The sequence below is a fragment of the Mycobacterium sp. NGS45 genome (assembly GCF_059812645.1).
This window is the reverse complement of the sequence record NZ_JCALDB010000003.1, coordinates 134,371-159,307: the sequence shown is the minus strand read 5'-3', so window position 1 is coordinate 159,307 and position 24,937 is coordinate 134,371. Positions and strand designations below refer to the sequence as shown.

Annotated in this window: 24 protein-coding genes; 13 read left to right on the top strand and 11 right to left on the bottom strand. The window is 67.6% G+C overall.

Features of this window, described 5'->3' with window-relative positions; genetic code table 11:
* Positions 1 to 13: 13 nt before the first annotated feature.
* The 7 genes from AC5Y3P_RS04565 to ctaD all read right to left on the bottom strand — a co-directional run bounded on the left by AC5Y3P_RS04565 (position 14) and on the right by ctaD (position 7,711).
* Positions 14 to 1,189, bottom strand: coding sequence for a THUMP-like domain-containing protein (locus tag AC5Y3P_RS04565; protein ID WP_500044792.1), 1,176 nt, complete (start codon positions 1,187 to 1,189; stop codon positions 14 to 16).
* On the bottom strand, positions 1,186 to 2,196 hold the full coding sequence (locus tag AC5Y3P_RS04560) for a class I SAM-dependent methyltransferase (RefSeq protein WP_500044697.1): 1,011 nt from the start codon (positions 2,194 to 2,196) through the stop codon (positions 1,186 to 1,188). The genes AC5Y3P_RS04565 and AC5Y3P_RS04560 overlap by 4 nt, the downstream gene beginning before the upstream one ends.
* Before the next feature lie 71 nt (positions 2,197 to 2,267).
* Positions 2,268 to 3,020: an enoyl-CoA hydratase gene (locus AC5Y3P_RS04555; RefSeq protein ID WP_500044696.1), complete on the bottom strand. Its 753-nt coding sequence runs from the start codon at positions 3,018 to 3,020 to the stop codon at positions 2,268 to 2,270.
* The gene (locus AC5Y3P_RS04550) at positions 3,017 to 3,826 is read right to left on the bottom strand and encodes an NUDIX hydrolase (protein ID WP_500044695.1); all 810 of its coding nucleotides are present in this window, start codon (positions 3,824 to 3,826) and stop codon (positions 3,017 to 3,019) included. Before AC5Y3P_RS04550 ends, AC5Y3P_RS04555 begins: the two co-directional genes overlap by 4 nt.
* A complete protein-coding gene (locus tag AC5Y3P_RS04545) occupies positions 3,823 to 4,656 on the bottom strand; it encodes an ABC transporter ATP-binding protein (RefSeq protein WP_500044694.1) in 834 nt (277 codons plus the stop codon). The genes AC5Y3P_RS04550 and AC5Y3P_RS04545 overlap by 4 nt, the downstream gene beginning before the upstream one ends.
* Before the next feature lie 63 nt (positions 4,657 to 4,719).
* Positions 4,720 to 5,964: a phosphoserine phosphatase SerB gene (gene serB / locus AC5Y3P_RS04540; protein WP_500044693.1), complete on the bottom strand. Its 1,245-nt coding sequence runs from the start codon at positions 5,962 to 5,964 to the stop codon at positions 4,720 to 4,722.
* A 31-nt stretch (positions 5,965 to 5,995) separates the two neighbouring features.
* Positions 5,996 to 7,711 carry an aa3-type cytochrome oxidase subunit I gene (gene ctaD / locus AC5Y3P_RS04535; RefSeq protein ID WP_500044691.1) on the bottom strand — a complete coding sequence of 572 codons (1,716 nt, stop codon included), beginning with the start codon at positions 7,709 to 7,711 and terminating at the stop codon, positions 5,996 to 5,998.
* A 119-nt stretch (positions 7,712 to 7,830) separates the two neighbouring features.
* Here ctaD and AC5Y3P_RS04530 point away from each other — a divergent pair, with 119 nt between their 5' ends.
* From AC5Y3P_RS04530 to AC5Y3P_RS04520, 3 genes are all read left to right on the top strand, one after another.
* Positions 7,831 to 8,895 (top strand): iron-siderophore ABC transporter substrate-binding protein, encoded by a 1,065-nt coding sequence (locus tag AC5Y3P_RS04530; RefSeq protein WP_500044690.1) that lies wholly within the window; start codon positions 7,831 to 7,833, stop codon positions 8,893 to 8,895.
* Positions 8,896 to 8,940: 45 nt separating this feature from the next.
* Positions 8,941 to 9,222, top strand: a complete 282-nt coding sequence (locus AC5Y3P_RS04525; RefSeq protein ID WP_500044689.1) for a YciI family protein — start codon at positions 8,941 to 8,943, stop codon at positions 9,220 to 9,222.
* A 156-nt stretch (positions 9,223 to 9,378) separates the two neighbouring features.
* On the top strand, positions 9,379 to 10,422 hold the full coding sequence (locus AC5Y3P_RS04520; RefSeq protein WP_500044688.1) for an NAD(P)-dependent alcohol dehydrogenase: 1,044 nt from the start codon (positions 9,379 to 9,381) through the stop codon (positions 10,420 to 10,422).
* A gap of 7 nt (positions 10,423 to 10,429) precedes the next feature.
* Here the strand turns inward: AC5Y3P_RS04520 and AC5Y3P_RS04515 are convergent, their stop codons facing one another.
* The 3 genes from AC5Y3P_RS04515 to AC5Y3P_RS04505 form a co-directional block, all read right to left on the bottom strand.
* Positions 10,430 to 10,804 (bottom strand): DUF3349 domain-containing protein, encoded by a 375-nt coding sequence (locus tag AC5Y3P_RS04515; RefSeq protein ID WP_500044687.1) that lies wholly within the window; start codon positions 10,802 to 10,804, stop codon positions 10,430 to 10,432.
* Positions 10,805 to 10,906: 102 nt separating this feature from the next.
* Positions 10,907 to 11,869, bottom strand: a complete 963-nt coding sequence (gene nrdF / locus AC5Y3P_RS04510; protein ID WP_500044686.1) for a class 1b ribonucleoside-diphosphate reductase subunit beta — start codon at positions 11,867 to 11,869, stop codon at positions 10,907 to 10,909.
* Positions 11,870 to 12,057: 188 nt separating this feature from the next.
* Entirely contained in the window at positions 12,058 to 12,801 is a 744-nt protein-coding gene (locus AC5Y3P_RS04505; RefSeq protein ID WP_500044685.1) for a TetR/AcrR family transcriptional regulator, read from the bottom strand.
* Positions 12,802 to 13,039: 238 nt separating this feature from the next.
* On the opposite strand from AC5Y3P_RS04505, the gene AC5Y3P_RS04500 reads away from it, so the two are divergent.
* The 10 genes from AC5Y3P_RS04500 to AC5Y3P_RS04455 all read left to right on the top strand — a co-directional run bounded on the left by AC5Y3P_RS04500 (position 13,040) and on the right by AC5Y3P_RS04455 (position 24,253).
* Positions 13,040 to 14,224, top strand: a complete 1,185-nt coding sequence (locus AC5Y3P_RS04500) for an NAD(P)/FAD-dependent oxidoreductase (protein WP_500044684.1) — start codon at positions 13,040 to 13,042, stop codon at positions 14,222 to 14,224.
* A gap of 50 nt (positions 14,225 to 14,274) precedes the next feature.
* Positions 14,275 to 14,691, top strand: coding sequence for a VOC family protein (locus tag AC5Y3P_RS04495; RefSeq protein WP_500044683.1), 417 nt, complete (start codon positions 14,275 to 14,277; stop codon positions 14,689 to 14,691).
* Positions 14,692 to 15,114: 423 nt separating this feature from the next.
* On the top strand, positions 15,115 to 15,933 hold the full coding sequence (locus tag AC5Y3P_RS04490; RefSeq protein ID WP_500044682.1) for an MlaE family ABC transporter permease: 819 nt from the start codon (positions 15,115 to 15,117) through the stop codon (positions 15,931 to 15,933).
* On the top strand, positions 15,930 to 16,802 hold the full coding sequence (locus AC5Y3P_RS04485; protein ID WP_500044681.1) for an ABC transporter permease: 873 nt from the start codon (positions 15,930 to 15,932) through the stop codon (positions 16,800 to 16,802). The genes AC5Y3P_RS04490 and AC5Y3P_RS04485 overlap by 4 nt, the downstream gene beginning before the upstream one ends.
* A 5-nt stretch (positions 16,803 to 16,807) precedes the next feature.
* Entirely contained in the window at positions 16,808 to 18,130 is a 1,323-nt protein-coding gene (locus AC5Y3P_RS04480) for an MCE family protein (protein WP_500044680.1), read from the top strand.
* Positions 18,127 to 19,155, top strand: coding sequence for an MCE family protein (locus AC5Y3P_RS04475; RefSeq protein WP_500044679.1), 1,029 nt, complete (start codon positions 18,127 to 18,129; stop codon positions 19,153 to 19,155). Before AC5Y3P_RS04480 ends, AC5Y3P_RS04475 begins: the two co-directional genes overlap by 4 nt.
* Positions 19,152 to 20,393, top strand: coding sequence for an MCE family protein (locus tag AC5Y3P_RS04470; RefSeq protein WP_500044791.1), 1,242 nt, complete (start codon positions 19,152 to 19,154; stop codon positions 20,391 to 20,393). Before AC5Y3P_RS04475 ends, AC5Y3P_RS04470 begins: the two co-directional genes overlap by 4 nt.
* A complete protein-coding gene (locus tag AC5Y3P_RS04465) occupies positions 20,390 to 21,667 on the top strand; it encodes an MCE family protein (protein WP_500044678.1) in 1,278 nt (425 codons plus the stop codon). Before AC5Y3P_RS04470 ends, AC5Y3P_RS04465 begins: the two co-directional genes overlap by 4 nt.
* Positions 21,664 to 22,809 (top strand): MCE family protein, encoded by a 1,146-nt coding sequence (locus AC5Y3P_RS04460; RefSeq protein WP_500044677.1) that lies wholly within the window; start codon positions 21,664 to 21,666, stop codon positions 22,807 to 22,809. The genes AC5Y3P_RS04465 and AC5Y3P_RS04460 overlap by 4 nt, the downstream gene beginning before the upstream one ends.
* 1 nt (position 22,810) lies before the next feature.
* Positions 22,811 to 24,253, top strand: coding sequence for an MCE family protein (locus tag AC5Y3P_RS04455; protein WP_500044676.1), 1,443 nt, complete (start codon positions 22,811 to 22,813; stop codon positions 24,251 to 24,253).
* Here AC5Y3P_RS04455 and AC5Y3P_RS04450 read toward each other — a convergent pair whose 3' ends face one another.
* On the bottom strand, positions 24,254 to 24,904 hold the full coding sequence (locus AC5Y3P_RS04450) for a TetR family transcriptional regulator (RefSeq protein WP_500044675.1): 651 nt from the start codon (positions 24,902 to 24,904) through the stop codon (positions 24,254 to 24,256).
* Between the last annotated feature and the right edge of the window lie 33 nt (positions 24,905 to 24,937).

Genomic DNA, 24,937 nt, shown 5'->3' with positions numbered 1-24,937 from the left:
CGGCAGCCTGGTTTCACCGCGAGGGCCGGCAGATGAACGCGGTCGCCTTGGCCGCTCGGCCGGCCCCGATCCGGGTCAACACCACCGACAGCGCGACGTGCCCGTGCAACCGCAGCCGGCGGCGCAGCGCATCCGGGTCGACGCCGACGCCGCGGACCAGGATCTCCACCGCGCCGCAGTCGAGGTCGGCCAGCGCCGAACGCAGCCTGCGCTCGCTGAATGCCAGCTGCTCGAGCACCTCGAAGCCGCGGACCCCGGGCGGCAGCTGATCCCCGGACAGATACGCGATCTCGGGATCCAGTTGCCACAGCCCGTACCGGGCGCCGTAGTGGCGGACCAGGCCCGCGCGCACCACCGCACCGTCGGGGTCGACGATCCAGCGTCCGGCCGGGCGCACAGCGCAGTCGTCCGGGTCGGCGTCGGTGAGCTGTTCGCCGGTGTCGAGCAGCGTCGCGCGGCGCGTCACCCCGTCGGTCGCCAGCGCGGGCGACCACAGGCAGGCCTCCCGCACCGAGCCGGCCCAGCTGAGCAGTTCGACTTCACCGCTGAATCCCATCTGGGCCAGCGCGTCGAAATCGATTCCGGGAGCGCACTTTACGACCAGATCGCGGTCACGGTAGCCGGCCAGCAACTCATCCAGCGCCGGGGTGTAGGCGCGCGGGTCGAAGCGACGCCGGCCGCCGCTGCGGCGCGCCGGGTCGGCCAGCACGACGACGTCGCGGGTGATCGGCGCCAACGCATCGGCCCGGCACAGCAGCAGGTCGTCGTGCCCACGCAGGTTGTGCCGGGCCATCGCGAGCCGCACCTGGTCGAGGTCGCTGCCGACCAGCACCGGCGCAACCGGCGCCAGCGCGGCCAGTTCGGTGCCGATCGAGCAGGTGACGTCGTGCACGGCGCGACCGGCCAACCGGGCGGCCCGGTGCGCAGACACCGGTGCGGCGGTGGCCTGCTGCAGCGCCTCGTCGGTGAACAGCCAGTCACCCGCGTGCGGCAGCTTGGCCGCCGCCCGTCGGCGCAGCAACGTGGTCTCCAACAGCGCGGCGGCATGGTCCGGATGGCGCGCGCGCACGGCGCTGACGTCGGCGACCCGGCGGTCCGGATCGTCGGACACCAACCCGGCCACCTCGGCCAGCGCCGCGGCGCCGGCCGGCGACGTCAGGTAGTCGACGTCGTCGCGGGTGAACTTCAGGAGGGCTTGACCCCGGTGGGGGCACTGCTGGTACCCGTGGGGTGCGGCTTCACCCCGGTCACCATGACGTTGTAGAACCAGCCCTTCGGTACCACCTGACGCCAGATGTTGGCATCCACCCAGCTCAGCGTGGTCCAGCTGCCGAACGCGAACTTGGCCCAGCCCCAGCCCAGCTTGCCGGGCGGCACGGCGGCCTCGAACGTGCGTACCGGCCAGCCCAGCATCGCGGCGGTGAACTCCTCGCTGGCCGTGCTCACCTGCTCGGCCCCCGCGTTGCGGGCCATCCGCTCCAGGTCGGCCGGGTCGAAGGTGTGCAGGTCGACGACGGCTTCCAGGGCAGCCGCGCGGGAGGACTCGTCGAGCTCGGCCTGCGGCCGGCGCCAGTCGCCCAGGCCGGGCAGCTTGGTGACGTTGGTGGCGATCCGCCAGGTCAGCGTCGACAGCTCGCGGGCGTAGCGGTTGCCGACCGTGGTCGGTTCGCCGGCGAACACGAACCGCCCGCCCGGTTTGAGCACCCGGACCACCTCGCGCAGCGACAGTTCGACATCCGGGATGTGGTGCAGCACCGCGTGCCCGACCACCAGATCGAAGGTGTCGTCGTCGTACGGGATGCCCTCGGCGTCGGCGACCTTGCCGTCGATGTCCAGCCCCAGGCCCTGCCCGTTGCGGGTGGCGACCTTGACCATGCCCGGCGACAGGTCGGTCACCGAGCCGCGCCGGGCCACGCCCGCCTGGATCAGGTTGAGCAGGAAGAAACCGGTGCCGCAGCCCAGCTCGAGGGCGCGCTCGTAGGGCAGCTCACGCTGCACATCCTCGGGCACCGCGGCGTCGAAGCGGCCGCGCGCGTAGTCCACGCAACGCTGGTCGTAGGAGATCGACCATTTGTCGTCGTAGCTTTCGGCTTCCCAGTCGTGATACAGCACCTGGGCGAGCTTGCTGTCCTTCATCGCCGCCTCGACCTGCTCCGCGGTGGCGTGCGGGTTCGGGGCGGGGTCTGTGCTCGTCATAATCGGCAAGCCTAACGGTCGGGCGCGGGCCACCGGCGGGCCAGGTTCCGCCCGGCCGGCTGCCACTCAGGTCAGGTGGCCGGGTCGGTGTCGGCGACGGCGGCCGCGAACACCTCGACGTAGCGGCGCCGCTCGTCGGTGACGTGTTTGGCGCGCACCGCCACACTGCCGTCGATCACGGCCTTGACCGCGGCCAACGCCGCGGGCGGGGTGTCGACGAAGCGGCGGGCCCACCGCCCGGCGGCGTCGAACACGGTGTCCGGCGCGACCAGCTGGTCCAGCAGGCCGAGCTGATGGGCTTCCTCGGCGTCGACGAACCGGCCGGAGTAGGCCAGCTCCTTGGCCCGGCTGGTGCCGATGGTGCGGGCCAGCCTGGCCAGTCCCCCGCCGCCGGGCACCAAACCGGCCAGGATCTCCGAGACGCCGACCCGCACGTTGTCGCCGGCCACCCGCCAGTCGGCGGCCAGCGCCAAGGTCAGCCCGCTGCCCAGCGCGTAGCCGGTGACCGCGGCGACCGTGGGTTTGGGGATGGCGGCGACGGCTTCGACGGCGTCGTGCCGGACCCGGGCGGCGGTCTTGGCCTCGCGGGTGTTCAGCGTGCGCAGCTCAGGCACATCGTCACCGGCGGAGAAGATCTCATGGCCGCCGTAGAGGATGACCACCCTGATGTCGCTGCGCTCGGCGGCTTCGGTTGCGGTGTGCGTCAGCTCGCGGTACATCTGCCGGGTCAGCGCGTTGGTCGGCGGCCGGGACAGCAGGATGGTGCCGATGCCGGGATGCTCGTCGTGGGTGTGCAGGCTGACGAACTCGCACGGGTCGGTCATGGTGCCCGCCCGGCGCGCGCGGCGTTGTAGCGCGCGCTGTCGAAGAATTCGATCTCCCAGTTGCCTTCGGCGACCACCAGGTTGGGCGTGATCGCGGCGACCTGGCGTTGCACCGCCAGCACCTCGTCGACGGTGCGGCCGGACAGCGAATCGAGCTGGGTCCAGGTCGGCGGCAGCAAGAACGTGCGGTGCGCGGCGAAGTCGGCCAGCGCAGCGTCCGGGGTGGACCAGTCCACGCGGTCGGACTCGGTGTTCTCGCCGTCGGCGCGCTGCCCGTCCGGCAGCGCCGCGACGAAGAAGAACGTGTCGTAGCGCCGGGTGCGTTCCTGTTCAGGGGTCACCCAGTTGGCCCACGGCCGCAGCAGGTCGGCGCGCAGCACCAGTCCCTCGCTGCGCAGGAAGGTGCCGAAGGACAGCGAGTTGTCGGCCAGCTCGGCGCGCGCGGTGGCATACACCGACGCATCGCCGACGATGCCGACCTGGCCGTCGGCATCCTTCGGTCCGGCGAACAGCACTCCGGATTCCTCGAAGGTCTCCCGCGCGGCCGCGCAGACCAGCGCCAGCGCCAGGTCCTCATCCACCCCGAATCGCTGCGCCCACCACTGCGGCTCCGGGCCGTACCAGTCGATGTCGGCGTTGCGGTCACGCTCGTCGACGCCGCCGCCGGGGAACACGATCACCTCGCCGACGAACTCCATCGCGCGATGCCGTCGCATCAGGAACACCTCGATGCCGGCGTCGCCGTCGCGCACCAACATGACGGTGGCGGCCGGCCGCGCCGGCAGCGGGACGAAGTCGTCTGTCATACCTGCCTCCGATGGGCGGCGCGACTGCGGACCCGCCGCGCGAAATACCGGCCGTCGATGACGTCGACCGCGATCGACTGACCGAACGCCGCCGACAGGTTCTCGGCGGTCAACACGTCGCCGAGCAGTCCGGCGGCCACCGGCGCGCCTTCGGAGAGCAGCAGGCAGTGCGTGAAGCCTTCCGGGATCTCCTCGACGTGGTGGGTCACCAGCACCAGTGCCGGCGCGTCCGGGTCGGCGGCCAGATCACCGAGCCGGGCCACCAACTCCTCACGCCCGCCGAGGTCCAGGCCGGCCGCGGGTTCGTCGAGCAGCAGCAGCTCGGGGTCGGTCATCAACGCGCGGGCGATCAACGTGCGTTTGCGTTCGCCCTCCGAGAGCGTGCCGTAGCGCCGGTCGGCCAGATGCTCGGCGCCGAGAGACTCCAGGATGTCGATCGCGCGCACGTAGTCCATCTCGTCGTAGCGCTCCCGCCACCGGCCGAGCACCGCGTAGCCCGCCGAGACCACCACGTCGCGCACCAGTTCGTCATCTGGAACCCGTTGCGCCAGTGAAGAACTGGACAAACCGATCCGGGCGCGCAACTCGCTGGTGTCGACCCGGCCGAGACGCTCACCCAGCACGTAGGCCACGCCGGACGACGGATGTTCGGTGGCCGCGGCGATCCGCAGCAGCGAGGTCTTGCCCGCCCCGTTGGGTCCGATCACCACCCAGCGCTCGTCGAGTTCGATCTGCCAGGTCAGCGGACCGACCAGCACTCGCCCGCCGCGCCGCAGCGATACTCCGCGGAAGTCGATCAGCAGGTCGGGATGCGTGTCGGAGTCGGGCACCCGACCATGGTAGTCAGCGGCTCCCGAGCGCTCGGCCGGCGCCTGAGGTATCACCGGCGCGGCTCACACGTCGTCGGGGATCTCCACCCGACGCGCCACGCCCTCGGCCGAATCGGCCACTTCGATCTCGGCGCGGGTGACGCCGAGCAGGAACAGCACGGTGTCCAGGTAGGGGTAGCTCAGCGACGCGTCGGCGACCTCGCGCAACGCCGGCTTGGCGTTGAACGCCACGCCCAGCCCGGCCGCGGCGAGCATGTCGATGTCGTTGGCGCCGTCCCCGACCGCCACGGTCTGACCCATCGGCACCCCGGCCTGATGGGCGAAGTCACGCAGCGCCTTGGCCTTACCGGGGCGGTCGATGATCTGACCCACCACCCGTCCGGTCAGGGTGCCGTCGATGATCTCGAGTTCGTTGGCGGCCACGTAGTCCAGTTCGAGTTCGTGCGCCAGCGGATCGATCACCTGCCGGAAGCCGCCGGAAACCACCCCGCAGTGGAAACCCAACCGGCGCAAGGTCCGGATCGTGGTCCGCGCGCCCGGGGTGAGTTCGAGTTCCTCGGCGACCTCGTCGACCACCGAGGCCGGCAGCCCGGCCAGCGTGGCCACCCGTTCCCGCAGTGACTCGGCGAAGTCCAACTCGCCGCGCATCGCGGCTTCGGTGATCGCCGCGACCTTGGCTTCGGCGCCCGCGCGGGCCGCCAGCATCTCGATGACCTCACCTTGGATCAGGGTGGAGTCGACGTCGAACACGATCAGCCGCTTGCCGCGGCGTTCCAGGCTGTGATTCTCCAACGCCAGGTCGACCCGCTCGCCCGAGGCCACCTCGGCCAGCGCCTGCTGCAGCTGCGACTCGACGCCGGCCGGCACCGAGATACGCAGCTCCAGCCCGGTGACCGGGTAGTCCGACACCCCACGGATGTCGTCGATGTTGACCCCGAGCGCGGCCAGTTCGGTTGCCAGGCTGCCGAACGCCCCAGCGCTGATTGGCCGGCCCAGCACCACGATGGTGTGCGTCGAGGGTTCCCGGATGATCGGCGAGTCGTCGCTGCGGTCGATCGCGACGTCCAGGCCCAGGGCGCGGATCGCGCCCTGCACCTCGTCGCGGAACTGCGCGAAGCCGGGATCGGCGACGACCTCGGGGGCGCAGGCCACCAGCACGCCGAGGGTGAGCCGACCGCGGATGACGACCTGCTCGACGTTGAGCAGATCCACCCGATGCCGAGAGAGCACCCCGAACAGCGTCGAGGTGACGCCCGGTTTGTCCAGCCCGGTGACGGTGATCAACACCGGCACCTTGGTGGTGCTCAACTCCGGCCCCCGGCCATCCGGGCGCCGACCATCAAACGCTGGTGTGCGTGTTGGTGTGGTCACGCCCCACATGCGCCTCGGCCCGCATCCGCTCGACCATGTGCGGATAGTGCAGCTCGAACGCCGGCCGCTCGGAACGGATCCGGGGCAGCTCGGTGAAGTTGTGCCGCGGCGGCGGGCAGCTGGTGGCCCACTCCAGGGAGTTGCCGTAGCCCCACGGGTCGTCGACCGTGACGACCTCGCCATAGCGCCAGCTCTTGAACACGTTCCACAGGAACGGAATCGTCGAGATACCCAGGATGAACGCACCGATGGTGGACACCACGTTCAGCTCGGTGAAGCCGTCGGACGGCAGGTAGTCGGCGTACCGGCGCGGCATGCCCTCGTCACCGAGCCAGTGCTGCACCAGGAAGGTGGTGTGGAAACCGATGAAGGTCAGCCAGAAGTGCAGCTTGCCCAGCCGTTCGTCGAGCAGGCGTCCGGTCATCTTCGGGAACCAGAAGTAGATGCCGGCGTAGGTCGCGAACACGATGGTGCCGAACAGCACGTAGTGGAAGTGCGCCACCACGAAGTAGCTGTCGGTGACGTGGAAGTCCAGCGGCGGGCTGGCCAGCAGCACACCCGACAGACCACCGAGCAGGAACGTGATGATGAAGCCGACCGAGAACAGCATCGGTGTCTCGAAGGTCAACTGCCCCTTCCACATGGTGCCGATCCAGTTGAAGAACTTGATGCCGGTCGGGACCGCGATCAGGAACGTCATGAAGCTGAAGAACGGCAGCAGCACCGCGCCGGTCGCGTACATGTGGTGCGCCCACACCGCGATCGACAGCGCCGCAATCGAGATGGTGGCGTAGATCAGCGTGGTGTAGCCGAAGATCGGCTTGCGGCTGAACACCGGGAAGATTTCACTGACGATGCCGAAGAACGGCAGCGCGATGATGTACACCTCGGGGTGACCGAAGAACCAGAACAGGTGCTGGAACAGCAGCACACCGCCGTTGGCCGGGTCGTAGACGTGCGCACCGAGGTGGCGGTCGGCGGCCAGGCCGAGCAGCGCGGCGGTCAGGATCGGGAAGGCCAGCAGCACCAGGATCGAGGTCACCAGGATGTTCCAGGTGAACACCGGCATCCGGAACATGGTCATGCCCGGGGCGCGCATGCACACCACGGTGGTGATCATGTTCACGCCACCGAGGATGGTGCCCAGACCACCGACGGCCAGACCCATGATCCACAGGTCAGCGCCGGCGCCCGGGCTGTGGATGGCGTCGGTCAGCGGGCTGTAGGCGGTCCAACCGAAGTCGGCGGCACCACCGGGGGTGATGAAGCCGGCGGTCGCGATCATCGCGCCGAACAGGAACAGCCAGAACGAGAAGGCGTTCAGCCGCGGGAACGCGACGTCGGGGGCGCCGATCTGCAGCGGCAGCACCAGGTTCGCGAAGCCGAACACGATGGGCGTCGCGTAGAACAGCAGCATCACCGTGCCGTGCATGGTGAAGAGCTGGTTGAACTGCTCATTGGACAGGAACTGCAAGCCCGGCATCGCGAGTTCGGTGCGCATCAGCAGTGCCATCAGGCCACCGATGAGGAAGAAGATGAAGCACGCGACGCAGTACATGATGCCGATCAGCTTGTGATCGGTCGTCGTGATGAGCTTGTAGATCAGGTTGCCCTTCGGGCCCATGCGTTCCTTGAAGGGACGCGTAGCCTCGAGTTCCCGCAATGGGGGCGCTTCGGCGGTCAAGAGTTCTCCTCCAAGACAAAGCAGGGTTGATCTTGAGAGGAATCCTATCCCCCTCTTCCGCGTCTGTCGGCCCGGGTCCGACAATCTGTCGTAGACGTGTTGGGTGTTACCGTCGGGCCGTGCCGTTTCGAGTCGCCGCAGTAGCGGTCGTCACCGCATCTACGCTGCTCGTCAGCGGTTGTTCTGAGATCCAGGGCCAGACTCCGGTCGCCCCGTCGGGCACCTTGATCACCTCGACCACCAAGATCGCCGGGGCCGGCGTGTTGGGCAACCAGCGTCGGCCCGACGAATCCTGCGCCGCCGAACCGGCGGCCGCCGACGACGGCGTCGAGCGCCGCCGGGTGGACAGCGGCACCGAGCGCGGCGAGGTCGACGTTCCCGGGGATCCGCAGCGCATCGTGGTGCTCTCCGGCGAGCAACTCGACGTGTTGTGCGCGCTCGGTCTGCAGTCCCGGATCGTGGCCGCGGCCCTGCCCGACGGCACCGACGCCCAGCCGTCGTATCTGGGAACCGTGATCCACGAGTTGCCGGCCGTCGGGCACCGCAGCGGACCGGACGCCGAGGCGATCGCCGAGGCCGACCCGGATCTGATCCTGGGTTCACCGGGGCAGAACTTCGGCGAACTGTCGGCGATCGCCCCGACCGTGTTCACCGCCGCGCCCACCGCAGGCTGGGCCGACGCGATCCGGGCCGTGGGTGCGGCCACCGGGCGGGTCCGCGCGGCCGACGCCGTCATCGACGACTTCGCCGAGCGCGCCGAACGCACCGGCGTCGCCAACGACGCCACCCACTTCCAGGCTTCGATCGTGCAGTTGACCGAGAACTCGGTGCGGGTGTTCGGTGCGAAGAACTTCCCGGCGAGTGTGCTGGCCTTGGTCGGCGTCGACCGGCCGGCCGCGCAGCGCTTCACCGACGAGCCGTACCTGGAGATCGATTCCTCCGACCCGGACTCCGCGGACTTCTCGGCGGCCGACGGCGACATCATCTATGTGTCCTTCGATTCGCCGGCGGCCAAGGACCGGGCACCCGTGGTGCTCGACGGCGACGCCTGGCGGGCGTTGTCGGCCAACCGCGACAACCGGGTGTTCGTGGTCAACAATGAGGTGTGGCAGACCGGCCAGGGGCCGATCGCGGGCCGCGGAATCCTCGATGACCTGCGCTGGATCAACGCCCCGATCAACTGACGTGGCCGCTGACGGCGGCGCCCGAACCATCCGAAGGTAGGCCCCATGTTCCATGTCCTGACGCTGACCTACGAGCAGCCGCTCGAGGTCGTCGACCAGACCCGGCCCGCGCACGTCGCGTGGATCGAAACCGAGATCGCGGCCGGCCGGCTGATCCTGGCCGGGCGGCAGGAAAGCGCTGCCGGTGGCGTGTTGATCACCGGTGACATCAGCGTCGAGCAGGCCGAGGAACTGATCGCCAAGGACCCGTACTCGCTGGCCGGGCTGGTGAGCTATCAGCGGGTCGGGTTCAACGTCAACCCTGCGCTGCGCGCCCCCGGGCTGTAGCGGCTCCCTCTCGGGTCCGTGCGTGATCTGCCGGGAATGCCGTCGACCGCCCCTGGCGTTGTGCTACTGAACCCTTTTTCCCGTGATTTCGGTGCGCCCAGGGGTGCCCACCGCCCCCAAACGCACCGAAATCGCAGCTATCGACGAGAGCCTTTGATGACCACGACAGTTTCTGCGTACGCCGCCACCTCTGCCACCGACCCGCTGACCAAGACCACGATCGAACGCCGCGAAATCGGCCCGCACGACGTGGCCTTCGACATCAAGTTCTGCGGGATCTGCCACTCCGACATCCACACGGTGCGCAGCGAGTGGGGCCCGGCGCGCTACCCGTTGGTGCCCGGACATGAGATCGCCGGCGTGGTGACCGCGGTGGGCGCCGAGGTGACCAAGTTCGCAGTGGGTGATCGGGTCGGGGTCGGCTGTTTCGTCGACTCCTGCCGCGAGTGTGAGAACTGCCGCGCCGGCGAAGAGCAGTACTGCGACAAGGGCATGGTCGGCACCTACAACGGTGTCGGCCGCGACGGCGAGCCCACCCAGGGCGGCTACAGCACCGCGATCGTGGTCGACGAGAACTACGTGCTGGCCATCCCCGACGCCATCCCGCTGGAGCAGGCCGCGCCGCTGCTGTGCGCCGGCATCACCACCTACTCGCCGCTGCGACACTGGAATGCCGGTCCCGGCAAAGAGATTGCGGTGATCGGGCTCGGCGGGCTGGGCCACCTGGCGGTCAAGATCGCGGTGGCGATGGGCGCTCGGGTCACCGTGCTCAGCCAATCGCTGAAGAAGATGGAGGACGGTCTGCGTCTCGGTGCGGCCGAGTACTACGCCACCTCCGATCGTGACACCTTCCGCAAGCTGAGCCGGCGTTTCGACCTGATCATCAACACGGTTTCGGCCAACTTGGACCTGACCGGCTACCTGAACCTGCTCAAGGTCAACGGCACCATGGTCGAGCTGGGCATGCCCGAGCACCCGATGAGCGTGCCGGCCGGCGCCCTGATCCGCAGCCGACGCAGCTTGTCCGGTTCGCTGATCGGCGGTATCGCGGAAACCCAAGAGATGCTCGACTTTTGCGCCGAGCACGACGTCACCCCGGAGATCGAGGTGATCGAGGCCGGTTACGTCAACGAGGCCTACGAGCGGGTGCTGGCCTCCGATGTGCGCTACCGCTTCGTGATCGACACCGCCACCATCTGAGGCCGACTCAGGGCTGGTCGAGCACCGCGTCGATCGGCCAGCCCTTGGCGGCCAGTTTGGCGGCCACCCGTTGCACGTCTTCGGCGTCGACGTCGCGGTTGGTGACCTCGCGGATCATGTCCTCGATCTGCTCTTCGGTGATGCCGTCCGGGGTGCCGGCCAGCGGGCTCTGCTTGGCGAATTCCCGCACCACTTCCCTGACTTCATCGTCGGTGAGCGGGGTGCTGCGCAACAACGCCAACAGCGGCACCCGGTCAGCCCCGGGAACGCCTTCGGGGTAGCCGGCGCGCAGCCAGTCCAGCACCCGAGTTGCCAGTGACGCCGTGGACGCCGCCACCGTGGTGACCGTGGCCACCAGTGGGTTCTTCGGTTCGCTGGACATCTGACCATTCTACGGACGCGCGCGAGCGCTGCCGTGCGAGCGTGCGGCCGGGCGACCCGGCGACGTGGCCTTCAGGCACGAGCGGGCCTGTGCGACAAGGCTTTAGAAGTCCCAGTCCTCGTCTTCGGTGACCACGGCCTTGCCGATCACGTAGCTGGACCCCGAACCGGAGAAGAAGTCGTGATTCTCGTCGGCGTTGGGGCTCAGCGCGGACAGGATGGCCGGGTTGACGTCGGTCTCGTCCTTGGGGAACAGCGCCTCGTAGCCGAGGTTCATCAGCGCCTTGTTGGCGTTGTAGCGCAGGAACTTCTTGACGTCCTCGGTCAGACCCACCTGGTCGTAGAGATCCTGGGTGTACTCCACCTCGTTGTCGTAGAGCTCGAACAGCAACTCGTAGGTGTAGTCCTTGAGCTCCTGGCGCTTGGCCTCGTCCACCAAGGCCAGACCGCGCTGGTACTTGTAGCCGATGTAGTAGCCGTGCACGGCCTCGTCGCGGATGATCAGCCGGATCATGTCGGCGGTGTTGGTCAGCTTGGCCCGGCTGCTCCAGTACATCGGCAGGTAGAAACCGGAGTAGAACAGGAAGCTCTCCAGCAGCGTGGAGGCCACCTTGCGCTTGAGCGGCTCGTCACCCTTGTAGTACTGCAGCACGATCTCGGCCTTGCGCTGCAGGTTCGGGTTCTCCTCCGACCACCGGAACGCCTCGTCGATCTCGGTCGTCGAGCACAGCGTCGAGAAGATGTTGCTGTAGCTCTTGGCGTGCACCGACTCCATGAACGCGATGTTGGTGTACACCGCCTCCTCGTGCGGCGTGAGCGCATCCGGGATCAGGCTGACCGCACCCACGGTGCCCTGGATGGTGTCGAGCATGGTCAAACCGGTGAACACCCGCATGGTCAGCTGCTTCTCGGCGGCGTTGAGCGTGTTCCAGGACGGGATGTCGTTGGATACCGGGACCTTCTCGGGCAGCCAGAAGTTACCCGTGAGCCGGTCCCAGACCTCGGCATCCTTTTCGTCTTGCAGCCGGTTCCAGTTGATAGCCGAAACCCGGTCGATGAGCTTCATTCCCTCGGACACCTGGACCCCTCTTCACACAACGCAGGACTGATGCCTCCGACACTACAACTGGTGTCCGACAACACGCTGCAACACAAGAACTTGTGTCCTGGCGTGTCGGGTCGGCAACCGCGCAGCGCGCCGAAACCGGGCCGGAGAAACCGTCGTCCGGGCAGGTCACGACGTCGCTGACGGGTTTACTGGCCGCCGCTGGTTTCCCGCGGCACGGCCTTGTGGATCGGCAGGTCCGGGTCGATCTTGATGCCGAGCAGCGCCGTGGTGCCGATGATGGCGCCCATCATGATGGTGGTCAGGTGCCCGATGAACTTGTCCCGCGGCATCCGGCGCGGGCTGTCCGGCCGTGGACCCAGCCACCAATCGGTGGCCGAGGCCGCCGTACCGAACGTCGCGTAAGCCGCCAGTTCGATCGCCGAGCGGTCCAGTTCCATGTCGCGCAGTTCGTTGCTGAACAATTCGGCCAGACCCAGGGTGACCTCGCGACTTTCGTTGACCGCCAGCACGGTGGCACCGGCTTGATCCGGGAAGCGGCCGTGCAGCACGAAGCGCACCACGTTGGGATGCTCGTCGACCAGATAGGCGTACTGCTCGATGCTGTGCCGGATCACGTCGCTGGCCGAGTCGGTACTCAGGTTGATCACCGGATAGATCTGGGCCCACAGCATGTCCCGCAGCCGCTCCCCGATCGCCCGGAACAGGTCGGACTTGTCGGTGAAGTGCCGGTAGATCTTGGGCTTGGCGGTGCCGGCCTCCTCGGCGATCTCACGCACGCTGACCTCGGGGCCGCGCTCGTCGATGGCCCGGAACGCGGCGTCGACGATCTCGGCCCGCACCTTCTTGCGGTGCTCACGCCAACGCTCGCTGCGGGCATCCACCTTGATGCCCGGTTTGGCAGCGGCCCGCGGCCGAGGAGCAACTCGCACGCCCAGCACTGTACTCGTACCAACCTGGCTGACCTGCCGATACGGTGCCGCCAAGTTGCCCGTACCCGTTCGTGACCAGGTGGTCGGCGGCGCCGTTTCCGGTGGCCGAACCATCCGGTCCGACCCGCCGCGCCCGGCCGACTCAGGCACCGGAACGACGCCGACGCTCCGTTAACATCGAAGGCGAATCCGATTCCGATCCTTCGACCGACACCGGGCGCGAAACGAGACACCACGAGTGACACAGCGATTTGACCTCGCCGTAGTCGGCGCCGGGCCCGCAGGCTCGGCGGCGGCCTGGCAGGCGGCTCTGACCGGCGCCCGAGTCGTCCTGCTGGACAAGGCCCAGTTCCCGCGGGACAAACCGTGCGGTGACGGGCTGACCGCCCGCGCGGTCAGCTATCTGCAGAAGATGGGCCTGGCCCATGAGGTCGAGAAATTCCACCGGGTCAACCGGGTCACCGTGTTCAGCCCCAGCCGCTGGGAGTTGTCCTTCCCGCAGCGCCCGGGCATGCCCGACTACGGCGCCACCGTCAGCCGGACCGTGCTGGACACCATGCTGCTCGAGCACGCCGCCGGCGTCGGCGCCGAGGTGCGCCAGTCCGCGGAGGTCGCCGGCCCCGAGTACGACGACCGCGGACGGGTCACCGGCGCGGTGCTCAAGAGCGGAGAGAAGGTGTTGGCCGACGCGGTGATCGTCGCCGACGGCGCGCACTCCCCGTTCAAACGCGCGATGAACCTGGATTCGGAGTACAACGGCTACACCGCGATCGCGATCCGCTCCGAGATGACGGCCAACCGACCCGATACCGACAGCCTCGACATCTACACCCAACTGCTTTTCGAGGGTGACCAGTTGCCCGGCTACGGCTGGGTGTTCCCGATGGGCGGCGGCCGATTCAACATCGGTCTGGGCTACGTGAACAGCTACCGGAACTGGCAGGCGATCAACGCCACCCAGTTCCTCGGCGAGTTCTTGCGCTCGCTGCCGGCCGACTGGGAGTTGCCGCCGATCGAGGAGCTCAAGAAGAACAAGAGCGTGCGGGCCTGGCGGCTGCCGATGGGTTTCACCGCGTGGCCGCCGTGGCGGCCCGGTGCGCTGTTCGTCGGCGACTCGCTGGGTGCGGGTAAGCCCGCCTCCGGAGCCGGTATCTCCAAGGCCCTGGAATCGGGACTGGTGGCCGGTGAGTGCGCGATCGCGGCGCTGACCAATGGCGGACCCGACGACTTCACCAACTATCAGCAGCGGATGGAAGCCAGTTGGGGCCGGGAATACCGGCGCGGCCGGCTGTTCCACAAATTGATCGGCTACCCCAAGGTGGCCGAAACCGGTCTGCGGCTGCTCGACAACGAGGCCTTCCGGGACCGTCTGCTCAAGGCGCTCTACAAGAAGGCCCAAGGCCCGGCGCACATGACATTCTAGGCTCGGTCGGCTCCGCCGACAGGTCCGTCCGGGGCGGTACGTTGCCCAACATGGACCAACGCATCAGCCTGATCACCCTCGGCGTCGACGACTTGGCGCGGGCCCGTCGGTTCTACGAGGACGGGCTGGGCTGGGTCCCGGCCCAGGCCCCCGACGACGTCGTGTTCTATCAGCTGCCCGGGATCGTGCTCGCGCTGTTCGGCCGCCACGACCTGGCCGCGGACTCCGGCGTGCCGGTCGACGGCCGGTTCAGCGGCATCAGCATCGCGATCAACGAACGCAGCGACGCCGACGTCGACGCCGTGTTGGCCAGCGCCCGGGCTGCCGGCGCCACCATCGTCAAAGCGGCACACAAGACCTACTGGGGCGGCTACTCGGCCTACTTCGCCGACCTCGACGGGCACGTCTGGGAGGTCGCGCACAATCCGTTCTGGACCATCAATCCCGATGGCACCGTGACGATTTGAGCAGACGGCGCACCGGGCACCACCCCGCGCTCCGTTTCCCATCCCGCCCGAGTCGGCCAGGTTGACCCGCCCCCCAGTAGATTCCCCGGTTCCGACCCGCAATGACGGAACATTATCTACCATCATTCGGTTACTCCAACCCCAGCGCTGAGGTCTTTGCCGCGCCGCGGATTGGCCCGAAACTACGCGTCTACCTGCATGAATACCCTCAGCACCGGCCACCCGAGGCACCGGATCGCGGTCTGTAAAGATGTGGTTGACGCACCCTGCAGCGTGATTTAACCTAAAGACCGAAGGTGTTCGGAAGGCTGACCGCGGCTCCCCCGGGGCTGTTTCCGGACGCCCCGGGCCGTCCCCGCAGCGACGCTCAGCAACGACTCAAAGGGGAACGATGACGTTCGGACGCAAGCGCCGGGAGCCCCGATGACCGCCCTGACACCGAACGGCGTCAAGGCCGCGGGCGCGGCGCAGCGAATCGCTGCACCGGCGATCGTCGGCAAGGTCGTCACCGCCGCCGGCGGCTTCTTCTCCCTGACCCTGGACACCTTTGCACTACTGCCGCGGCGGCCGTTCGCCTGGCGAGAGTTCCTGGCGCAGGCCTGGTTCGTGGCACGGGTGTCGTTGTTGCCCACCCTGATGCTCGCCATCCCGTTCACCGTGCTGATGGTGTTCACCTTCAACATCTTGCTGGTCGAGTTCGGCGCCGCCGACTTCTCCGGAACCGGCGCGGCCTACGGGACGGTCACCCAGATCGGGCCGGTGGTCACCGTTTTGGTGGTCACCGGCGCCGGCGCCACCGCGATGTGTGCCGACCTGGGGGCGCGCACCATCCGGGAGGAGCTCGACGCCCTGCGGGTGATGGGCGTCAACCCGATCCAGGTGCTGGTGGTGCCGCGCGTGCTGGCGGCCACCGTGGTCGCGACCCTGCTGTCCTCGGTGGTGATTCTGGTGGGCCTGACCGGAAGCTTCGCCTTCTCGGTGTTCGTCCAGCACGTGACACCCGGGTCGTTCATCGGGGGCCTGACGGTCATCACCGGTGCCTCCGACGTGATCATCTCGCTGATCAAGTCCACGCTGTTCGGTCTGGCCGCCGGGCTGATCGCCTGCTACAAGGGCATTTCGGTGGGCGGAGGTCCCGCCGGGGTCGGAAACGCGGTCAACGAAACCGTGGTCTACACGTTCATGGCCCTGTTCGCGATCAACATCATCGCGACCGCAGTCGGCGTGAAGGCCACCCTGTGACCGCCGGCACGCCGACGGCCAGCAGTGTCCCGAGCCGACCGCACCCGCGTCTGCGCCGGGCCGCCAGCACGCGGATCGAGGGCCTGCGGCGCATCGGCAGCCAAACCCAGTTCTACTTCCACACCCTGGCCTCGATCCGAGATGGGTTGGTGCACTACAGGTTCGAGACGGTTCGGCTGATCGCGCAGATGAGCCTCGGCACCGGCGCGCTGGCCATCATCGGCGGGACCGTGGTGATCGTCGGGTTCCTGACCCTGTCCACCGGGGCGCTCGTCGCGGTCCAGGGCTACAACCAGTTCTCCAACGTCGGCGTCGAGGCGCTCACCGGGTTCGCCTCGGCCTACTTCAACGTTCGGCTGATCGCACCGGTGATCGCCGGGATCGCGCTGGCCGCCACCATCGGCGCCGGGGCGACCGCCCAACTGGGCGCGATGCGGATCAACGAGGAGATCGACGCGCTCGAGGTGATGGGCGTGCGCTCGGTGGCCTACCTGGCGTCGAACCGGGTGGTCAGCGGGGTCATCGTGGTCATCCCGCTGTACTGCGTCGCGATGATCTCCTCGTTCGTGGCCGCCCGGTTCGGCACGACCGTCGTCTACGGCCAGTCCAGCGGCGTCTACGACCACTACTTCAGCACTTTCCTCAATCCCGCCGACATCGTGTGGTCGTTCTTCCAGGCGGTGTTGATGGCCGTGGTGATCATGCTGGTGCACACCTACTACGGGTTCACCGCCTCGGGCGGTCCGGCCGGCGTGGGTGAAGCCGTCGGCCGAGCGGTCCGCACCTCGATGATCTCGGCGGTGTTCGTGGTGCTGTTCCTGTCCTTGGCGATCTACGGCAAGTCCGGCAACTTCAACCTTTCGGGATGACGGGTATGGCATCTGGGCACGGTGGTCCCGGCGGTGATCCGCTGTGGTGGGCGCTGGGATTGTTCGCCACCGTCATCACGGCGGTGCTGGTGTGTTCTGCGCTGTTCGCCGGGACCTTCGCACCGCGCCTGTCGGTGACGTTGACCTCGGAGCGCAGCGGTTTGGTGATGGAGTCCGGCGCCAAGGTGAAACTGCGCGGTGTTGAGGTCGGTCAGGTCGGGCAGATCGTGGGCGGCACCGGCCCGGTGAGCCTTCGCCTGGATCTGTATCCCGACCAGATCCGGTGGATCCCGGCCAATATCGAGGCCGAGATCAAGGCCACCACGGCCTTCGGAGCCAAGTACGTCGATCTGATCTATCCGGAAAACCCTGAGGTGCAACGGTTGTCGGCGGGCGCGGTGTTGCGGTCCCGCAACGTCAGCACCGAGGTCAACACGGTCTTCGACAATCTGGTCGGCCTGCTCGAACAGATCGACGTGCCGAAACTGAACGGGATCCTGACCGCTCTCGCCGAAGGGGTGCGCGGTCAGGGCGAACGCATGGGTGAGGCGATCAGCGCCGCCAACCAGGTGGTGTCCGCGCTGAACCCGAAGATGGACAAGGTCGCCGCGGACTGGCGATCGGCGCACGGATTCAACGCAGCCTACGGGCCGGCCGCACAAGACATCCTGGCCGCACTCGAGGCCGCCAGCACAACCTCCACCAGCGTGACCGAGCACACCAGCGAGCTACATGCATTGCTGCTCAACTCGATCGGGTTCGCCAACAGCGGTATCGAGTTGTTTGCCCCCACCCTCGACGACTTCGTCACGGCCATCAACGTCTTGGAACCGACGACCAGCCTGCTGCACAAGTACAACCCGATCTACACCTGCACGGTGCAGGGCGCCAAGGTGTTCCTCGACACCGCCGGCAACACCTGGTTCGGCGGCAACGGTCGCACGGTGTACCTCGACGCGGGCCTTGCGCTGGGCGACGATCTCTACCGCTATCCGGAGAATCTGCCGCTGGTCGCGGCCAAGGGTGGGCCCGGCGGGCAGCCCGGGTGCGGGTCACTGCCGGACGCGGCCAAGAACTTCCCGGTGCGCCAGCTCATCACCAACACCGGCTGGGGAACCGGACTGGATTGGCGGCCCAACCCGGGTATCGGCCAAACCTGCTCAGCGGACTACTTTCCGGTCACCAGGGCCATCCCGGAAGCCCCGCATGTCGGTGAATGCCTGCCCGGTCCCGCCCCCGGCCCGGCGCCGGCCGTGCCCGGAGGTCCCCCGTACGGCGCGCCCTGGTACGGCCCAGACGGTGCGCCGCTGTGGGCAGGTGTCCCGTGAACGACAACCTGCGCCGCGTCGCGATCAACTTCACCGTCTTCGCAATCGTCTGTGTGCTAGGGACTTTCGCGCTGCTTGCGGTGTTCGCCCAGCTGCGATTCTCCGATGAGCAGCACTATCGTGCCGAGTTCACCGACGTCAGCGGATTGGCCACCGGCGACTTCGTCCGCATCGCCGGCGTCGAGGTCGGCAAGGTCAAGAAGATCTCGATCAGCCCCGACGCATCGGCCATCGTCGAGTTCACGGCCGATCCGAGCGTCACCTTGACCCAGTCCACCGAGGCCGCCATCCGATGGGAAAACCCGATCGGTGACCGCTATCTCGCACTGCTGGAAGGGGCCGGGGACCTCACCCCGGTCGCTCCCGGTGCGATGATCCCGCTGGACCGCACCCAGCCCGCGCTGGACCTCGACACCCTGCTCGGCGGCTTCCGGCCACTGTTCAAGGCCTTGGACCCCGAACAGGTCAACGCGCTTTCAGCGCAGTTGATCTCGGTGTTCCAGGGCGAGGGCGCCACCATGGGATCATTTCTGTCCCAGGCCGCCGCGGTGACCAACACCCTGGCCGATCGGGACCAGCTGATCACCCAGGTGATCGACAACCTGCAGACCGTGCTGGGCACGTTCGACGACCACAGCGGGGAGTTCGCGCAGGCCGTCGATTCACTGTCCGACCTGGTCGAAGGACTGGCCGCGCGCAAGACCGATGTCACCAATGCCATCGCCTACACCAACGCGGCCGCGGAGTCCATCGCCGACCTGCTCGAACGGGCCCGGCCGCCGCTGCAGAACACGGTGGGACAGGCGGATCGGGTGCTCTCGATCGTGGTGGACGACCACGTCTGGATCGACGACTACCTGCGGACCCTGCCGCAGTCCTACAAGGTTCTCAGCCGGCTCGGCATCATGGGCGACTTCTTCACCTTCTACCTGTGCGACCTGGTGCTGAAGGTGAACGGTAAGGGCGGTCAACCGGTGTACGTCAAACTCGCCGGTCAGGACACAGGACGGTGCGCACCCAAGTGAAGTCCTTCTCGGAACGCAACCAGTGGGTCATAGGCGCCACCGGCATCGCAGTGACCGCTGCACTCATGGTGGCTGCCCTGCAATACGACAAGCTGCCGTTCTTCAACGGCGCCCGGCACTACTCCGCCCACTTCGCGGAAGCCGGCGGCCTCAAAGCCGGTGCCGCAGTGCAGGTCGCCGGATACCGGGTCGGCGAGGTGTCGTCGGTCGAACTCGACGGCGCCCAGGTCGTGGTCGAATTCGACGTCGACGAGGGCGTGCGTCTCGGCGACCAGACCGAAGCCAAGGTGCGGACCAAGAGCCTGCTGGGCGCCAAGGTCTTGCAGGTCACCCCGCGCGGCGACGCCGAGTTGACCGAGGCCATCCCGCTGGAACGCACCACTGCGCCCTATGACCTGCCCGATGCGCTGGGTGATCTGTCCAGCACCATCGACAACCTGGACACCAGCACCGTTTCGGATGCGTTGGCCACGATTTCGGACACCTTCAAGGACACGCCCGAAAGCCTCAAGGCTGCCGTGCAAGGTGTGGGCCGCTTCTCGCGGGTGCTCGCAGACCGGGACGCCACGCTGCGAAAGCTGTTGGCAAGCGCGAGTTCCGCATCGTCGGTGCTGTCCGCACGCGCCGATAAGGTGGCCGCCGCGGTGGGACACAGCAACGAGCTGCTGGTCGAGATGCGCGCCCAAAGCGCTGCGCTGGAGCAGATCTCGGGAAATCTGACGGCCTTCGCCCGCCAGCTCAAGGGCTTCATCGAAGACAATCAGACCGCGTTACGTCCGGCACTGGACAAGCTCAACGAGGTGCTGGGGATCGTCGACAATCGCAAAGAGGGGCTACAGCAGGCGATCAAGTACCTCAACCAGTACGCCATGTCGCTGGGTGAGTCGGTGGCTTCGGGACCGTTCTTCAAGGCCTACATCGCCAATCTGCTTCCCGGGCAGTTCATCCAGCCGTTCGTCGACGCCGCGTTCTCCGACCTGGGGCTCGATCCCAACGTGCTGCTGCCTTCCGAGCGCACCGATCCGCAAGACGGGCAGGTCGCGACTCCCCCGCTGCCGGTGCCCTTCCCGCGTACCGGGCAGGGCGGTGAGCCGAAGCTGACCGTGCCCGACGCGATCACCGGCAATCCAGGTGATCCGCGCTACCCGTACCGGGAACCCGAACCGGTTCCGGCACCCGGCGGTCCGCCGCCGGGGCCACCGGCACCCGCAGCGGCCCAGGAAGGTGAGCAGCCATGACCACCCGCACGCTGCGCATCCTGCTGGCCGCGCTGCTGTCGGTCACGCTGGTCGCCGGCATCGCAGTCCAGGTGCAGGCCATCGCAGCCCAGGCCGGCCGGACCCACCTGGTCGCCTATTTCGACAACAGCAACGGCCTGTACCAGGGCGACGAGGTGCGCATCCTGGGCGTGGCGGTCGGCAGCATCGACCGCATCGAAGCCGAGCCGGAGCGGGTCAAGATCAGTTTCTGGGTCGGCGGCAAGCATCGGGTTCCCGCCGACGCGCGGGCCGTGATCGTGTCCCCCCAGCTGGTCACCGCCCGCGCCATCCAGCTCACCCCGGCCTACACCGGCGGGCCGGCGATGGCCGACGGCACCGTCATTCCGCTGGCCCGCACGGCGGTGCCGCTGGAGTGGGACGACCTGCGTGAACAGCTGAAGAAGCTGACCGATGCGCTGCAGCCGACCGAACCAGGCGGGGTGAGCACGTTGGGGGCGTTCGTCAACAGCACCGCCGACAACCTGCGTGGCCAGGGTGCCGAGATCCGGGACACCATCATCAAACTGTCGCAGGCACTGTCGGTGCTCGGCGACCACAGCGACGACGTCTTTGGCACCGTCAAGAACGTGTCGGTGGTGGTGTCCGCGCTCGAGGACAGCTCGGGGCTGCTCGCGGAGCTCAACACGAACCTGGCCGCGGTGTCCGGCCTGTTGACCGACACCCCCGGGGCGGTCGGCGACGCACTCGAGGAACTCAGCGCCGTCGTCGGTGACGCCACCCGCTTCATCACCGACAACCGCGAGGCGCTGGGGGTCAGCACCGACAAGATGGCCTCGATCTCGAATGCGGTGCGCGACAGCCTCGGTGACGTCGAACAGTCGTTGCACATGTTCCCGAACACGCTGCAGAACTTCATCAACATCTATCAGCCGACCCAGCAGGGCATCACCGGTGCGTTGACCATGCAGAACTTCGCCAATCCGATCTCGTTCCTGTGCGGCGGAATTCAGGCTGCGGCCCGGATGAACGCCGAAGAATCGGCGAAGCTGTGTGTGCAGTATCTGGCACCGATCATCAAGAACCGGCAGTACAACTTCTTCCCGCTCGGGGCGAACTACTTCGTCGGCCAGGCCGCTCGCCCCAACGAGTTGACCTACTCCGAGGACTGGCTGCGACCCGACCACCGACCGCAGCCGGCCCCGGCCGAGGAATCGCCGAGCGCGCCATTGCCTACCAATCCGGCCGACGGACTCGAAGGCCTGATGCTTCCTCCCCCGGGATCCGGATCATGACCCGACTGTTCCGAAAGCAGCAGTGCTGCAGCTTGATCGGAGCTGCGGTGCTGCTGGCCGCCGGCCTGACCGGATGTCAGTGGCGTGGCCTGAACTCGGTGTCGATGCCCGGCACCGAGGGCGGCGGCCCGGGCTCCTACGTCATTCAGGCCCAGTTGTCCGACGTCGGCTACATCCAGCAGAACTCCCGGGTGCGGGTCGGTGATGCAAACGTCGGCACCATCACCAAGATCGAACGGCAGGGCTGGAACGCACTGGTCACGATGCGCCTCAACGGTGATGTGTCATTGCCCGCGAACACCGTTGCCACGGTGGGCCAGACCAGCCTGTTGGGTTCATTGCACATCGAACTCCAGCCGCCCACCGAATCACCTGCACCGGAACGGCTTCGCGAGGGATCGGTCATCCCGCTGGCGAATGCCGGCGCCTACCCCGGCACCGACGAGACCTTGTCGGCGTTGTCGCTGCTGCTCAACGGTGGCGGCATAGGTCAGTTGCAGGACATCACCGCGGCATTCGCGACGGCCTTCGCCGGTCGGGAACACGAACTGCGCAACCTGATCGAGCAGCTCGACCAGTTCGTCGGTCACGTCAACGCCCAGACCGGCGACATCATCGCCGCCACCGAGAGTTTCGACGGTCTGGTGGCTCAACTCGCCGACCAGGATCCGACGCTGGACCGGGCCATCACGACGATTCCGCAGGCACTGTCGGTGCTGGCGGAGCAACGCGAGAATCTGGTCACGGCCCTCGATGCATTCGGCAAGTTCAGCGCGCTGGCCACCACCGCGGTCAACCAGACCAAAGACAGCCTGGTCTCCGAACTCGAGGCGATCGGTCCGGTGTTGGCATCACTGGCCGATGCCGGCCCGGACCTCACCCGTTCGCTGGACTTCATCGGCACGTTCCCGTGGCCGAAGGGACCGCTGGACAACTGGATTCGCGGCGACTACGCCAACATCACCGCGATCGTCGACCTGACCCTGAGCCGACTCGACAACACATTCTTCACCGGCACCCGGTGGGAGGGTGATCTGACCGAACTCGAGATGCAGTGGGGTCGCACAATCGGCCAGTTGCCGAGTCCCTACACCGCGGGCAACCCTCTGGTTGCTCCCTACCTGATGAACCAGGGGCCCTGACATGCGACCGACGAGGTGGATGAAGATCCAGCTGGCAGTGTTCAGCACCGTCGCGATGGTGGCCGGCGCCGTGATGCTGTTCGGCTACATCAAGGTGCCCGCCCTGATCGGGGTCGGGCACTACGACGTGACCCTCGAACTGCCGCAGACCGGCGGGTTGTACGAACGCGCGAACGTCACCTACCGCGGCACCCAGGTCGGTCGGGTCGGCGCGGTTCGGCTCAGCGACACCGGCGTCGAGGCCACCCTCACGCTGCGTTCCGATGTCTCGATCCCGTCCGATCTGACCGCGCAGGTGCACAGCGCCTCGGCCATCGGCGAACAGTACGTCAGCTTGCTTCCGCGTAGCGCCGACGCCGCACCGCTGCGCGCCGGCGATGTGATCAGCCGCGACCGGACTTCGACTCCGCCGGACATCAACGCGTTGCTCGACGCCGCCAACCGCGGCCTGCAGGCCATCCCGCACGACAACGTGCAAACGGTGATCGACGAGGGTCACACCGCCGTCAGCGGGTTGGGTCCGGAAATCGCCCGCATCGTCAAGGGTTCGACCGAGCTGTCGATCGCCGCGCGGGACAATCTGGACCCGCTGTTGAGCCTGATCGACGAGGTGCAGCCGGTGCTGGACTCGCAGGCTCAGACCAGTGCGGCCATCCGGTCCTGGGCCGGGCACCTGGCCGACCTGACCGACCAGGTCCGCGACCAGGACACCGGAGTGGACACCCTCCTGGAAACCGGCGCGCAGGCCGCCGATGAGTCCCGGGCGCTGATCGATCGGCTCAAGCCCACTTTGCCGGTGGTGCTGGCCAATCTGGTCTCCACTGGTCAGCTCGCCCTGACCTATAACCCGGCGATCGAACAGCTGCTGGTGCTGCTGCCGATGGGTGTGCAGGTGATGCAGGGCGGCACGGTCGCCAACCGCGGCACCAAGAACCCCGGCCTGGTGCTGTCATTCAACTTGAACCTCAACCTGCCGCCGCCCTGCACCACCGGGTACCTGCCGGCTCAGCAGCAGCGGATCCCGTCGCTGGTGGACACCCCGGACCGGCCCGCCGCCGATCTGTACTGCCGGATTCCGCAGGATTCGTGGATGGCCGTGCGCGGCGCCCGCAACCTGCCCTGCTTGGGCCGCCCGGGCAAGCGCGCACCGACGGCCCAGATGTGCCGCAGCGACGAGGAGTACGTCCCGCTCAACGACGGCTTCAACTGGAAGGGCGACCCCAACGCCACCCTCTCGGGCCAGGATGTGCCACAGCAGCCACCCGGCTCGGCACCGCAGCCACCGAGCACCGAGACGCTGCCTGCGATCGCCGGGGCCTATTACGACCCGGCGACCGGCCGCTACATCGGACCCGACGGGCAGGTCTACACCCAGACCGATCTGGCTGCAGGTGCAGCCGAGAAGAAGAGTTGGCAGGACCTGCTGCTGGCCGGCGCCAGCTGATCAGGCCGGTTCCTGCTCGGTCTGGTCCAGCCCGTCTTCGAGGGCGACGCCGTAGAGGAAGCTGCGCACCCGTTCGGCGAACAGCTCCTTGACGGTGAGCTCATTGGCCGCGAACGCCGCTGCCAGCCGCGGGAACCTGTCCACGTCGAGCGCGGGGAACGGGCCCCGCCGGCTGCGCGGATCACGCGAGGCCTCCATCAGCACCGCGCCGACGCACAGTGTCTCGATCCCGTCGAGGACCCGGGCGTGCAGCCGCAGCGGCACCCCGGAATCTTCGAGGAATTCGGCGGCGTCCTCGTAGCTCTGCATCAAGACCTCGCGAGGCAGATGTTCGAGCAAGACCGGTGCAGCGTTGCGGTGCCGTAACACCGCCTGACGGAAGTTCAGCGCCAAGGTCACGAAGTACTCCGGCCAGTCCGGTCCGGGCGCACGACGCGGACGGATCACCGTCTTGCCGGCGATGTGACGCGCGATTGCCGCCATGATGGCGTTCTTGTCGGCGAAGTGATGGTAGAGCGACGGGGCCGAAACACCCATGTGCTTGGCCAACTTCGGCAGGCTGAACGCCTCCAAACCGTCTCGGTCGATGATCTCGATCGACGCCTCGACCGCGGTGGCACGGGTGATCAATGCCTTCGATGGCCGCGCCATTCAACGCACCTGACCGTGGCATGGCGCCGGCTT

Excerpts from the sequence above, each read along its gene's own strand:
- AC5Y3P_RS04560 (WP_500044697.1), bottom strand. The coding sequence starts at position 2,196 with ATGACGAGCACAGACCCCGCCCCGAACCCGCACGCCACCGCGGAGCAG.
- AC5Y3P_RS04555 (WP_500044696.1), bottom strand. The coding sequence starts at position 3,020 with ATGACCGACCCGTGCGAGTTCGTCAGCCTGCACACCCACGACGAGCAT.
- AC5Y3P_RS04550 (WP_500044695.1), bottom strand. The coding sequence starts at position 3,826 with ATGACAGACGACTTCGTCCCGCTGCCGGCGCGGCCGGCCGCCACCGTC.
- AC5Y3P_RS04525 (WP_500044689.1), top strand. The coding sequence starts at position 8,941 with ATGTTCCATGTCCTGACGCTGACCTACGAGCAGCCGCTCGAGGTCGTC.
- AC5Y3P_RS04520 (WP_500044688.1), top strand. The coding sequence starts at position 9,379 with ATGACCACGACAGTTTCTGCGTACGCCGCCACCTCTGCCACCGACCCG.
- AC5Y3P_RS04515 (WP_500044687.1), bottom strand. The coding sequence starts at position 10,804 with ATGTCCAGCGAACCGAAGAACCCACTGGTGGCCACGGTCACCACGGTG.
- nrdF (WP_500044686.1), bottom strand. The coding sequence starts at position 11,869 with ATGAAGCTCATCGACCGGGTTTCGGCTATCAACTGGAACCGGCTGCAA.
- AC5Y3P_RS04495 (WP_500044683.1), top strand. The coding sequence starts at position 14,275 with ATGGACCAACGCATCAGCCTGATCACCCTCGGCGTCGACGACTTGGCG.
- AC5Y3P_RS04490 (WP_500044682.1), top strand. The coding sequence starts at position 15,115 with ATGACCGCCCTGACACCGAACGGCGTCAAGGCCGCGGGCGCGGCGCAG.
- AC5Y3P_RS04480 (WP_500044680.1), top strand. The coding sequence starts at position 16,808 with ATGGCATCTGGGCACGGTGGTCCCGGCGGTGATCCGCTGTGGTGGGCG.
- AC5Y3P_RS04465 (WP_500044678.1), top strand. The coding sequence starts at position 20,390 with ATGACCACCCGCACGCTGCGCATCCTGCTGGCCGCGCTGCTGTCGGTC.
- AC5Y3P_RS04460 (WP_500044677.1), top strand. The coding sequence starts at position 21,664 with ATGACCCGACTGTTCCGAAAGCAGCAGTGCTGCAGCTTGATCGGAGCT.
- AC5Y3P_RS04455 (WP_500044676.1), top strand. The coding sequence starts at position 22,811 with ATGCGACCGACGAGGTGGATGAAGATCCAGCTGGCAGTGTTCAGCACC.
- AC5Y3P_RS04450 (WP_500044675.1), bottom strand. The coding sequence starts at position 24,904 with ATGGCGCGGCCATCGAAGGCATTGATCACCCGTGCCACCGCGGTCGAG.